Here is an 11,156-nt window from a genome sequence, read left to right as displayed (position 1 = left end):
GAGAGCGGTATTGCGGAGTTAGAGGAGGCTTTAGGAGCTTGACTTTAGATGAGATAATACCTCACTGTGGGTTGTTGACTAACTTAAGTTTTGTGGTATCGAAATGCGTAGGCAAGTTTCTGTTCTCTCCTCCTACACTTGCCTACCGACAAGTTGTATTGCGCCAGCTTATTGATACTCAGGGGTAGATCAATTTATGTCTGTTGCAGTATTTCTACAGGGGCCTCATGGTCCATTTTTCGCCAGGGTGGCGAAAAGGCTATCCCAACATGGTGTGATCACCCATAAAATCAACTTTAACGGCGGTGATCGCTTTTTTGCGTGGGCGGATTTCCAAGAAGATTTCGCTGGTAGCGAGGATGACTGGCCATTCTTTTTTCGCCAATACCTGTTAGACAAGGGGGCTGAGGCGGTCTTTGTCTATGGCGATTGCCGACGCTACCACGCCACGGCAAGAGAAATCTGTTCATCACTTCAAATCCCTTTTTGTGTATTCGAAGAGGGATACTTGCGCCCAGATTTCGTAACTCTGGAGTGGGGAGGAGTAAATGCTTTCTCCCAGAGGGATTGGTCTGAGGAGACAATTAACCAGTACGAACCTAATGGGCGCCAAAAAGGGCTTCCCGTAGGGCAAACGTTCTGGCATAGAGCACTTTTTGCGATCGAATATTACTTGGCAATGCGTTTTGGACAGTCAGAATTTCCTTATTACCGGCATCACCGTAGTCGTGATTGGCTGGAGGAGGGTACTAACTGGCTTCGCAGCTTTGTTCGCAAGGGACTTTACAAGATAACGGAGCATAAGCTGACTGATCGGTTAACTTCAAATCTGAGTCAGCAGTTTTTCCTGTTTCCCCTGCAAACCCGAGATGATTTTCAGCTTAGGAGGCATTCCGACCTTCTTTCTATAGAAAACGCCATCGATGTAGTGCTGAAGTCCTTTGCCCAGAATGCTCCAGAGGGCACAGTGGTTGTTATCAAACATCACCCTATGGATAGAGGCTTTTGCCATTACCAGAAGCTGATTGATGTGTTGGCCGAGCGGTACAGTATTGTCGGAAGGGTTATCTACTGCCACGATTTACACCTACCCACTCTGCTCGATCATGCCAGGGGGGTTGTGACAATCAATAGTACGGTGGGTATTTCAGCATTGCTGCATAAAGTTCCTACCAAGGTGCTTGGTCGTGCACTTTACGATATCCCCGGATTAACCCATCAAGGTCAGTTAGCCAGCTTCTGGTCATCACCCGAGAAAGTAGACTTTACATATTTTCAGCGTTTCCATACCTATCTTTACGAGCAAACCCAGATTGACGGTAGTTTCTCCAAAGGCATTGATAAGACAATAGACGGAGTGATAAAGCACTTACAATCAGTTGCCGTATTAGCTGCACAGGGACCTGTTTCCGTCGAAACCTGTAGTACAGATGCCGTATAAAGCATGGGTGCTCCCAACTCCCTGCTCCTCCTCAGCCTAATACGGCATCTCCTAAAGGCTTTCAGTTGCACTGGTCACCCTTTGTTTAAAAAATAGGCTGATCTAAATCGACTAACCTGTTAGACTGCGCGGCCTTTTGACCCGCCGCTCCGGTCCCTCGATAGGGACTTTGGCTTCAAGTGAATTCCGAAATGACCGATACCCCTAAACCGGCCGGCTTCGACCAGCTGGGCCTGCCGCCTGAAATCCTCAATGCCATTGAAAAGCTTGGTTATGAGACTCCGTCCCCAATTCAGGCGCAGACTATCCCTTCCTTAATGGAGGGCCGCGATGTACTGGGCCAGGCACAAACTGGTACCGGCAAAACAGCTGCTTTTGCGCTGCCGCTGCTTTCCCAGTTAGATTTGAGTGACCGGCGCCCCCAGGCGCTGGTATTGGCGCCGACCCGTGAACTGGCAATCCAGGTGGCAGAAGCTTGCCAGGCCTACGCAGGCAAACTTAAAGGCTTTCATGTAGCACCGATTTACGGTGGTGCCGACTACCGTGGACAGATACAGCAGCTGAAGCGCGGAGTACAGTTAATAGTGGGAACCCCAGGTCGGGTGATGGACCATATGCGCCGCGGTTCCCTGGACCTCTCCAACTTACGTACGCTGGTACTGGATGAAGCCGATGAAATGCTGCGCATGGGCTTTATTGATGATGTGCAATGGGTATTGGAACAAATTCCCGAAGAGCGCCAGATTGCCCTTTTCTCTGCGACCATGCCCAAAGAGATTGCCCGTATCGCCCGAGAGCACCTGCAGGAGCCGGTAGAAGTCAAAATTCGGGTTAAGACCGAGACTGCTGAGACTATTCGCCAACGGTACTGGCCAGTGGGTGGTCTTCACAAGCTGGATGCACTGACCCGCATTCTGGAAGCTGAGCCAGTGGATGCCACAATTATTTTTGTGCGCACCAAGAACAGCACTGTGGAGCTCGCAGATAAGCTGGCAGCGCGTGGCTTCGCCAGTGCAGCACTGAATGGAGATATGGCACAGAACCTGCGTGAGGCGGTGATCGATAAGCTCAAGAATGGCAAACTCGATATCGTAGTGGCCACTGATGTGGCGGCGCGAGGCTTGGATGTGAAGCGTATCAGCCATGTGATCAATTACGACATCCCCTACGATACCGAAGCCTATATCCACCGTATTGGCCGTACTGGTCGCGCAGGCCGTGAAGGTGATGCCATCCTGTTTGTTGCACCGCGTGAACGCCGCATGCTGCGAATTATTGAGAAGGCCACCAAAAAGCCGATTGAAAAGCTGGAGTTGCCAAGCGCGGCGGCGGTTAACAGTGCTCGTATGCAGCGTTTCCGTGAACGTATTACCGCAACATTGGAAGGCCAAACTGATCTGGCTCCCTACCGCCAGCTGGTAGAGGAGTTCCTGGCACAAAATGAAGTGGACCCACTGGATGTGGCCGCGGCGCTGGCTGCGATGGCTCAGGGCGATCAGCCTTTGTTGATCAAAGAGCAGGAGCCCAAGCAGCGCAGAGAACGACGCGAGCGCGATGATGACTTCGAAGGGGCGCGCGGCCGCAAGCGAGGTGGTTATGAGAAAGACCGCAAATTGCCGGCACCGGACGAAGGCCTGGAGCGCTACCGTATCGAAATCGGACGCGAACATGGTGTAAGGCCTGGCAGTATTGTTGGCGCAATTGCCAATGAAGTGGAGCTGGATAGTTCCTACATTGGTCGTATTGAGATCTACCCGGATTTCACTACGGTGGACCTGCCTGAAGGAATGCCAAAAGAAGTCTTCCAGCACCTGAAAAAAGTGCGTGTGTCTGGAAAGCCGATGAAGATATCACGCTTTGATGAGGCGAGCTCAAAGCCCAAGGGTAAACCGAAAGGTAAACCCAAGGGTAAGTCGAAAGATAAGCCAAAAGGAAAGCCCAAGTTCAAGCGGGAGAATAGCGGGGAGTAATATAGCCCCTATAAAAAACGGCGCCGAAGGCGCCGTTTTTTATTTGATAAACCATTTTAGTTTATCGCTTTTTCTATTCTCTGGTGCTAGCGCTGCGGCAGCATACGGGTCAGGGTGGTATCGCGCTTCACAAAGTGATGCCACAGGGCGGCGGCAATATGCAGGCCAACCAATACCAACAGTGCCGGCCATAGAACGTCTTTGTGAAGGAAGGCGAGCTGCTTGCCCAGATCGGGGTTTTTCTCTAACAGGCGTGGCAACGCGAAGAGACCAAAAAATTCAGTATCCCGGCCAAACAGCTGGCGCATGGCAATTCCGGATACTGGCATTGCCAACAAGACCAGGTATAGGGCGCCGTGTGTCAGTTTGGAAACGGCCTTCTGCCAAGTAGCTCCCTGAATTTCCGGGCGCTTGTGACGTGCACGCCAGTAAAGGCGAACAGCCAGCAGCATCAGTACAGCAACACCCAACGAGAAGTGCAGGCGTACAAACCAGCCGCGCATGGGGTCCTCCCGGTCGAAGAACTCATGTAGCTCTACAGCGCCCCACACGGCCAGCAGTAGAATCACAAATAACCAGTGCAAGCCCTTGCTGACTGAATTCCAGCCTTCGTTCGATGTTGACATAGGTAAATCTCCTGTAAAAACAATGCCCGAGAAGAGGCTTATCAATTGTGGCGAGTGTGTGCACCCGCTCCCGTTATGTCTCTGTGGTTAATTCGGCCTGTCGGTTTTTATCCCCAGTGGCAGCGCGAATGCCCTTCAAGTGGGAAAAACAGGTATCCCGCGCTGTTTGTAGGAAGTCAGCCAAGTAAGCCTGCTCCAGTATTTCCTCTCGCACCGCTGCGTAGAGGGTGCTCCAGAGGCCCTTTTCCCCCAAGCGCAATTGCGCAATAAATCCTTTTTGCAGGTATTCGTGTAGGGCCCAGTCGGGTAGGGCACAGACACCACGGCCACTGGCCACCAGTTGCACCATCATAACCGTCAATTCTGCCGTACGCACATCTGCGGGTTCAACACCTGCCGGGTCGAGGAAATGTTGGAATATATCCAGGCGCTCCCGCTCCACGGGATAGGTGATCTGTATTTCTCCGTCCAGGTCATTGGGGGTGACCCAGCGCCGCTTGCCATTTTGTAATAAGGGGTGGTTACGGCTGAGCGCCAGGCACATCTCGAAGCTGAACAGAGGGTAGTAGTGGATACCTTTCAGCTCTGAATCAGGGTTGGAGGTGACCACGAGATCCAGATCGCCGCGAACTAGTGCCGGTAGCGGTGCGAAGTGAAATCCACTACAGAGGTCCAGCTCTACTTCGGGCCAGTCGTCGCGGTAGGTATTTAGGGTTGGCATCAGCCACTGATAACAGCTGTGGCATTCAATGGCGATATTGAGACGGCCGGACTGTCCTGAAGCGAGCCGGGCCAGGTCGCGCTGTGCGACGGCCACCCGCGGCAGTATGTCGTCAGCGAGCTGTAACAGACGCAGTCCTGCGCTGGTAAAGCGTAGCGGGCGGGATTTGCGCACAAATAACGGCTGATCGTGGCGCTCCTCCATTTCCCGGAATAAATGGGATAGTGCCGACTGGGTTAGGTGTAGCCTCTCGGCGGCTCGGACCAGGCTGCCGGTCTCCCTTAGGGTGCAAAGGGCACGTAGTTGACGCAGCTCAATCATCTTTAAATTTATTCATGTTAACCGCAAAAAATATGAAATTGATTGAATAACACTGTGCCGACACAATCAAGTCTGAATTATCGCGGAGTGTGTGACGGGATCTGGAACCGGCGATTTACCGCGAACGACCGTATACACGGAGCGATGCTCCCTCACAGGAATGGACTTGGTAACAGAGACATGGCGCAGACACATATTCTTGGCTATCCCCGTATCGGGGCCAATCGTGAGTTAAAGAAGGCCCTGGAGGCATACTGGCGTGGGGAAATTTCCCAGCAGCAACTCTTGCAGGAGGGAGAGGAAATACGTCGTAGCAACTGGCAGGCACAGAGTGATGCCGGTCTGGATTGGGTGACAGTGGGAGATTTTGCCTGGTATGACCAGGTACTGAATCACTCGTTGATGTTTGGTGTGGTGGGCGATCGTTTTTCTGAAGGTGCCGCGGAGAACAAACTGGATCAGTACTTTCGTTTGGCGCGGGGGCGAGCTCCCTCTGGGCAGCCGGTTGCGGCCAGTGCCATGACCAAGTGGTTTGATACTAACTACCACTACCTGGTACCAGAGCTTACTGATCAACAGGCCTTCTCCCTGGATAGTGAATGGTTGTTGGATGAAGTGCGTGAAGCTCAGGTTCAGGGGCATAAAGTAAAGCCGGTAGTAATGGGTCCCTTAACCTACCTATGGTTGGGAAGAGGCGTTGATAGCGCTTTGGCCCTGTTGCCGAGTTTGTTGCCGTGTTACACACAGTTGTTTTCGCAGCTGGCTGATCTCGGTGTGGGGTGGGTTCAGCTCGATGAACCAATCCTGGGTTTGGACTTGCCAGAAGAATGGCGCTCCGCATTTATTGGTGCATACAAGGGGATTGGCGCGGATTCTGGCAGCCTGAATTTACTCCTGGCAACTTACTTTTCCCCACTGCGGGAAAATCTACAGCTGGCTTTCTCTCTGCCAGTGGATGGTGTGCATCTTGACTGTATACGAGCGCCAGAAGAATTAAATACCGCCCGCGATCTCCTTGGTGATAAGCAGGTACTTTCTGCGGGTGTGGTGAACGGACGTAACATCTGGCGTGCAGATCTGGATAAATGGCAGCGTGTCCTGAAGCCAATGGCGGAAAAGCTGGGTGACCGCTTGTGGATCTCAGCCAGTTGTTCGTTGCTACACAGCCCGGTAGACCTGGATACTGAAATCTCCCTGCCCGTGGAGCAAAAGCAAAAACTTGCCTACGCTCGCCAAAAACTGGATGAGCTGGTGCACCTGCAAAGTCTTCTAGATCAAGAGGTAAGTACGACCGTAACCGAGTTGAAGAGCGGTGATAAAAGCGGTTCAGTTGCCCAACAGCTACGGGATACATGGCGTGAACAGGGTTACCTGGAGCGTGTTCCCGTGCAGGCTGAGCGCTGGCAATTACCACTGCTGCCTACAACGACTATCGGTTCATTCCCACAGACTGATCTACTGCGCAAGGTTCGCCGCCAGTATCGCAATAGTGAAATCAGTGAAAAAGATTATCTGGAGCATTTGCGCGCGGAGATTGCTGAAGCGATCCGGCGGCAGGAAATTCTTGGCTTGGATGTTCTGGTTCACGGTGAAGCGGAGCGCAACGACATGGTTGAGTACTTTGGTGAACAGCTTGATGGATTTGTGCATACCGGCAATGGTTGGGTGCAGAGTTATGGTTCCCGCTGTGTAAAACCGCCGATTATTTTTGGGGATATTTCCCGGCCCCAGGCAATAACTGTGGAGTGGAGCAGCTACGCACAGAGCCTTACCAAAAAACCTGTAAAAGGCATGTTGACTGGCCCGGTAACAATTCTCAACTGGTCCTTCCCGCGAGAGGATATTCACCGCAGTGAGAGCTGCCTGCAAATTGCCAGGGCTTTGCGTGAGGAGGTTCTGGACCTGGAGTCGGCGGGTATCGGTATTATTCAAATAGATGAGCCGGCTCTGCGCGAAGGCGTGCCCTTGAGAGAATCAGAACATGCAGATTACTTCTCGTGGGCGGTGGGTTGTTTCCGCTATACCTGCAGTGAAGTGAAAGCGGAAACGCAAATCCATACTCATATGTGCTACAGCAATTTCAATGCAATTATGGATGCGATTGTTTCCCTTGATGCGGATGTGATTACTATTGAATCTGCGAGATCTGACCTGCGCCTGCTCAGCGCTTTTGCCGACAAGGCCGGTGGTTACCCCAATGAAATTGGACCTGGCATTTACGATATTCACTCTCCCAATGTGCCGGATAGGGGTGAGCTGGTGGAGCGGCTTAAGAAAATTGCACAGGTGGTGCCAGTTGAGAGACTTTGGGTAAATCCGGATTGCGGCCTTAAAACCCGTAACTGGGCTGAGGTGGGGTCATCCTTGCTGAATATGGTAGAGGCTGCGCGCACTGTGCGTACAGAACTGGCTTAGTCAATTTATAAGTAGAAAAACCGGCAATCATTTGGATTGCCGGTTTTTTCTTTTCTGTTTTTTCCGCTTATTGGGACTTGGCGGCTACTGTAGTAGTGTTATTTAATTCAAATGGCACTGAAGGGTGGAAAGGTTTAATACCCAAAGCTGTGTAAAGCTCATCCGGGCGATACATATTCTGCCCCTCGAGCACCAGTGCGGTGCGACGCAGCGCGGTAATATCCTCGAGAGGATTTCCCTCCAGTAAAACCAGGTCTGCATTTTTCCCCACCGCAATACTGCCAGTGTACTCGTCGGCCCCCATAACCTGCGCCGGTACCAGGGTGGCCGTGCGCAGCACATCAATATTGGGAATACCGGCTTTGGCATAGAGCTCCAGTTCACGTAACAGGGTAAATCCGGGGATGCCATCGGAGCCCGCGACCATAGTGACCTTGTGCTCGTGTAGCTTGAGCATCATGGCCAGCAGGGCTTCCGCTGAAAGGTCGTAGTCATCCCGGTGTTCCGGCTTCACATCCAGTTCGGCTCCAATAAAAGCGCGCTGGATATTCACTGGAAGGTGGTCGGTAATATCGGCAAATTCAGGATCTACTTTGCCCGGTTGGCGCAGTAACATCGAGCTGAATACGGTGGTGGTTGCGTCTACGACAGTGCCTTTCTTGGCTAGCTTATCCAGGAAAGCAGCCACTTCTTTGCTATCCAGATCCAGCTCGTGGGCGTGCTCCCCGATTTCTGTAAAGCGCAGTCTTTTACGGGTATCTATCTTGCCCATAAAATTCAGGAACAGCATATTGATATGCTGAATTTCATCAAAGCCCGCGTCCACTGCCTCTTCGGCGGTCATAAATGCAGGAATATGACCGGACAAACGCATACCATTTTCGTGGATATGCTTGGCTAAGGGAGCGATCCACTCGGGCTCCATTGAGCTGTAGGTTTTAATTTGCTGATAGCCGCGATCCGCGTACCATTCGACAATATCCTTGGCTTCTTCCAGGCTGTCTGCAGTCTTGCCCATACGCATGGCATTTTCGCTTTCCCGGTCCATAAAGCCCGCGCGGAATAGGTCGCCGCCAATGATTTGCTCTGACTCAAACATCCCTTCAATACGCATGATACTTTCATGGGTATTACCGATGTCGCGAACATTAACAATGCCAGCGGCCATATTCAGAACACCATCGGTAGGGGATAAGTGGGCGTGCATATCCCAGAGGCCGGGGATCAGCGTATGATTACGGGCATCAATGGTGGTTGCCCCGTTGGCTTTGATCGGTTTTTTACTGATTTTTGCGATCTTTCCATCTTTGATCAGAACATGGTGCTTTTTCTGTAGTTTGCCAGATTCAACATCAACCAGGTTGACGTTGCTGATCAGGATGGGTTGGATTGATGTGTGGGTATGTTTCTTGGCAATACCTTGCAGGTACTGGTCTGCGGCTGCGACTTGCCGGGTTTTCAGTTCTTCGAGGTGAGATTTATCCCAGCCTTTGCGCAGGATGGCGAACCATCCCCCCTCATCGGAGGCAAATAAATCCCCATTGTCATCATACCAGGCGAGATCTGGGGTAAAGCCCAGGCCACTTACGCCGTAAAGGTGGACCATTTTCTTTTTCTCGCCTTGTTGCAGGGTCACTTTATCAAGCTTATGGAGGCGTGCTTTTCCCTGCGGCAGTAAATCAATATTTTGATCTGCATCGGCAATCAGTGCTTTTACCAATTGCGTCTGTACGGCAAGGGTGCTGTTCTTGGGAATATAAAATTGAGCTTCGGAAGTTTTTGCACTGCCATGTTCATCGGAACCTTTCCAGCGAGCGACACCATTTTCCAGGGAAAATTCTTCGCTGACTGGAGCACCAAATGGGCTGATCCCTTCAATGGATAATTGCTCGGGCATTGCCGCCTCACCGATAGTGAAGCTCTCCTTGAGGTTTAGGCGACGGTTATTCCAGCCGAGCTTTAATTCACCAGATACCTTTGTTCCATCCTGGTGAATAACTTCAGAGCCCGCAATGCCCTCTTTATCGTAAAAAATATACTCGATTGATTTTGCATAAGCGCTATTGGCTGCGGCTAGAACTGTGGCTGCGATAAGCGTTGTCAGTGTTTTTTTTCTCATGAACTGTCCCTTTTCTTGTTGTAATACCGGTGATGGACTTTGGCTTCTTTTCGGTGAGGGGGCAAGCAGCTTAGGGGCGCAAGCGGCGAGAGGAAAAGCGGGAGCGGTAGGGCGTTCTTTAATGTTTTAACTTTCGGAGTAAGGTAAAGGTATTGCGAGAGCGCTTACCTGTAAGCACTCTCACAATATTGCTTTAGTCTATGAACTAAGGGTTGCGAGAAAGGTTTTCGTTGCCGGTTGCGTGTACGACAATATTGTCTTCAATACGCACGCCGCCATAGGGGCGGAAGCTGTCGACCTTATCCCAGTTAACCTCGGCAGCGAGGTCTGAGTCTTTCAGCTCTCCCAATAAGCTGTCGATAAAGTAGAGTCCCGGCTCGATGGTAAATACCTGGTTCTCCTCGATAGCTCGGCTGGTACGCAGGAATGGGTACTCGGCCGGTGGGGGTGTCGTGCCTCCATCGGGGCCGGTCTGGTGACCGCCGACATCGTGTACCTGGAGGCCGAGGAAGTGACCCAGGCCGTGTGGCAGGAAGGGGCGAGTTAAGCCGGATTCCACAGCACTCTCGGCAGAGGTTTTGATAATGCCAAATTGGGCCAACAGCTCCCCCACGCTTAAGTGACACTGGCGATGCAGTTCCGGGTAGGGCAGGCCAGGTTTGAGGCCGTCCACCAGCTGCAAGTGCTTTTCATCCATAGCTGTCACCAGCTCTGCGAACTCGTTATCGGCATAGGCGTAAGTGCGGGTGATATCGGAGCAGTAGCCATTGCAGTCGGCACCCGCATCGATCAGGAAGCTTTTCAATTGCGACTCAGGCAGGCGTTCGGTAGACAGGTGGGTGTAGTGCAGGATTGCGGCGTGTTCATTCAGGGCAACAATATTGCCGTAGGGCATACGGTTCTCGCCCTGGCCAGCAGCGCCCAGGTAGGTCTGGTTGATTTCAAATTCACTGGCGCCACTGCGGAAAGCCTGCTCGGCGGCCCGGTGGCCATTGACCGCAATACGGTTCGCCTCACGCAGGCAGGCGACCTCATAAGGCGTTTTATAAGCGCGAGCCCAGTGCAAGCGGTTGATCAGAAGCTCCGGATTTTCCTCCCCCAGTGACCAGCCTTGCAGCTTCTCGCTCTCGCCGATAAAAGCGGCATTCTCTGGGCTCAGGAACGCCTGGGCATCGGCCGGCTTGCTCAGTAGCTCGATATCGTAGAAATCGCTCCAGAAGGTCTGGGGTGCCGGCGGTACATAGTGCCAAAAGTCTACTGGACGGTAGAACAAAAGCTTTGGCTTTTGTCCGCGCTGATAGATAACCCAGCTGTGGGGATTGTCGGTAATGGGAACCAGTGCCTTAAAGTGGGGATTCACCTTAAACGGGTAGTAGTTATCGTCCAGGAACTGCACCCTGGGAGCGCCACTGAATACGTTGAGGATTTCAAACCCGCTCTGCTCGAGGATTTCATCGTAGCGGCGGCACAGGGTGGCCATATGATCGGCGTAAAGGTTTTTATCCATGTTCTCCCCAAAATGGATCGCTGAATCTATAAGACG

7 protein-coding genes are annotated in these 11,156 nt (G+C 52.1%); 3 read left to right on the top strand and 4 right to left on the bottom strand.

Going from position 1 to position 11,156, the window contains the following annotated elements; translation table 11 throughout:
* Window positions 1-196 precede the first annotated feature (196 nt).
* Together ABWV76_RS18545 and ABWV76_RS18540 are read left to right on the top strand one after the other, a co-directional pair.
* On the top strand, window positions 197-1,441 hold the full coding sequence (locus ABWV76_RS18545) for a capsule polysaccharide biogenesis protein (protein ID WP_353376914.1): 1,245 nt from the start codon (window positions 197-199) through the stop codon (window positions 1,439-1,441).
* Window positions 1,442-1,632: 191 nt separating this feature from the next.
* A complete protein-coding gene (locus ABWV76_RS18540) occupies window positions 1,633-3,411 on the top strand; it encodes a DEAD/DEAH box helicase (protein WP_020412120.1) in 1,779 nt (592 codons plus the stop codon).
* An 86-nt stretch (window positions 3,412-3,497) separates the two neighbouring features.
* Here ABWV76_RS18540 and ABWV76_RS18535 read toward each other — a convergent pair whose 3' ends face one another.
* Both ABWV76_RS18535 and ABWV76_RS18530 read right to left on the bottom strand, forming a co-directional pair.
* On the bottom strand, window positions 3,498-4,037 hold the full coding sequence (locus tag ABWV76_RS18535) for a cytochrome b (RefSeq protein WP_353376912.1): 540 nt from the start codon (window positions 4,035-4,037) through the stop codon (window positions 3,498-3,500).
* A 73-nt stretch (window positions 4,038-4,110) separates the two neighbouring features.
* Window positions 4,111-5,079, bottom strand: a complete 969-nt coding sequence (locus ABWV76_RS18530) for a LysR family transcriptional regulator (RefSeq protein ID WP_020412122.1) — start codon at window positions 5,077-5,079, stop codon at window positions 4,111-4,113.
* Window positions 5,080-5,259: 180 nt separating this feature from the next.
* Here ABWV76_RS18530 and metE point away from each other — a divergent pair, with 180 nt between their 5' ends.
* Complete coding sequence (gene metE, locus ABWV76_RS18525) at window positions 5,260-7,494, top strand: 5-methyltetrahydropteroyltriglutamate--homocysteine S-methyltransferase (protein WP_353376911.1); 2,235 nt, start codon at window positions 5,260-5,262, stop codon at window positions 7,492-7,494.
* A gap of 67 nt (window positions 7,495-7,561) precedes the next feature.
* On the opposite strand, the gene ABWV76_RS18520 is transcribed toward metE, so the two are convergent.
* Together ABWV76_RS18520 and pepQ are read right to left on the bottom strand one after the other, a co-directional pair.
* Window positions 7,562-9,613, bottom strand: coding sequence for an amidohydrolase family protein (locus ABWV76_RS18520; protein ID WP_353376910.1), 2,052 nt, complete (start codon window positions 9,611-9,613; stop codon window positions 7,562-7,564).
* Window positions 9,614-9,818: 205 nt separating this feature from the next.
* Entirely contained in the window at window positions 9,819-11,120 is a 1,302-nt protein-coding gene (gene pepQ, locus ABWV76_RS18515; protein WP_353376909.1) for a Xaa-Pro dipeptidase, read from the bottom strand.
* Between the last annotated feature and the right edge of the window lie 36 nt (window positions 11,121-11,156).

The organism is Microbulbifer sp. NBRC 101763 (assembly GCF_040371615.1).
GTDB classification, from domain to species: Bacteria; Pseudomonadota; Gammaproteobacteria; order Pseudomonadales; family Cellvibrionaceae; genus Microbulbifer; species Microbulbifer variabilis.
This window is presented reverse-complemented; position numbering and strand designations above follow the sequence as displayed.

What these genes read in the sequence shown, in the direction of transcription:
- ABWV76_RS18535 (WP_353376912.1), bottom strand. Translation starts at nt 4,037, where the DNA reads ATGTCAACATCGAACGAAGGCTGGAATTCAGTCAGCAAGGGCTTGCAC.
- ABWV76_RS18520 (WP_353376910.1), bottom strand. Translation starts at nt 9,613, where the DNA reads ATGAGAAAAAAAACACTGACAACGCTTATCGCAGCCACAGTTCTAGCC.
- pepQ (WP_353376909.1), bottom strand. Translation starts at nt 11,120, where the DNA reads ATGGATAAAAACCTTTACGCCGATCATATGGCCACCCTGTGCCGCCGC.
- ABWV76_RS18545 (WP_353376914.1), top strand. Translation starts at nt 197, where the DNA reads ATGTCTGTTGCAGTATTTCTACAGGGGCCTCATGGTCCATTTTTCGCC.
- ABWV76_RS18530 (WP_020412122.1), bottom strand. Translation starts at nt 5,079, where the DNA reads ATGATTGAGCTGCGTCAACTACGTGCCCTTTGCACCCTAAGGGAGACC.
- metE (WP_353376911.1), top strand. Translation starts at nt 5,260, where the DNA reads ATGGCGCAGACACATATTCTTGGCTATCCCCGTATCGGGGCCAATCGT.
- ABWV76_RS18540 (WP_020412120.1), top strand. Translation starts at nt 1,633, where the DNA reads ATGACCGATACCCCTAAACCGGCCGGCTTCGACCAGCTGGGCCTGCCG.